Annotated in this window: 1 protein-coding gene; it reads right to left on the reverse strand. The window is 55.8% G+C overall.

Going from position 1 to position 984, the window contains the following annotated elements:
* Window positions 1–15: 15 nt before the first annotated feature.
* Window positions 16–921: an IS3 family transposase gene (locus ACVOLS_RS21560; protein ID WP_481547320.1), complete on the reverse strand. Its 906-nt coding sequence runs from the start codon at window positions 919–921 to the stop codon at window positions 16–18.
* Window positions 922–984: the final 63 nt, after the last annotated feature.

Below are 984 nucleotides of genomic sequence, written 5' to 3' on the forward strand. Positions count from 1 at the left end.
TGGAGTTCCCAGGATTTAGTGGACACCTGACCGAGGGTGGCGATGCGCTGCCTCGAACTCGTCAGGACTGACCCCGCCTAGATGGCTGTGGCGGCGTGTTGGATTGTAAAACCCATCGATGTAGTCGGATATGTCCGAGGTCGCCACGTCACGATTCACATAGATGCGCTTCTTGATCCGTTCCTTTTTCAAACTGCTGAAGAAGGACTCAGCGACCGCGTTATCCCAGCAGTTGGCACGTCTGCTCATGCTTGGCTCAAGGTGATTGTCTTTGCAGAAACGCCGCCATGCATCACTTCCGTACTGCGAGCCTTGATCCGAGTGGATAAGGGTTTTGCGAGGACGTCGGCTGCGCACGGCTTTCATCACGGCATCCAGAACAAGTTCTCGATGAATCGTTGGTCTGACAGCCCAACCAACAACCCTGCGTGAGAAAAGATCCAAAACAACCGCCAGGTACAGCCAACCCTGCCACGTGCGGATGTAGGTGATATCCGTCACCCATGCCTCGTTCGGGCGCGATACGCTGAACTGACGCTGGAGCAAATTAGGGATCAAGACATGAGGTTTTGGAGCGGGGATGTGCCGTATGCGATAGCCATGCAGCGCGTGCAACCCGTTCACCCGCATCAAGCGAGCAACCCGATGTTTGCTGCATGCCTCCCCGTGCTCCCTCAGGTCGAGAAACACCCTGGGAGCGCCATAAATTCCGTGGCTGGCGGTAAACGACGCACGTATCAAGCGAAGCAACCGCGCGTCTTCTTGCGCTCGATCGGAAATCGGATGTTCACGCCATGCGTAGTAGCCGGCTCGAGCAACCCCAAGCAGACGACACATCATCTGGATACTGAACTCGTCCCGATGCGCATCGATGAATTTGTAGGCTTGCCGGGTCTTGCTGGTGATCTTGCCTGCAGACATGACTGTCTCCCAATGCTACCCCCAACAGAGGCTAGCTCTGTCTAGGAAATCCTGGGAACTCCA

It is taken from the genome of Stenotrophomonas sp. STEN038, assembly GCF_056759895.1.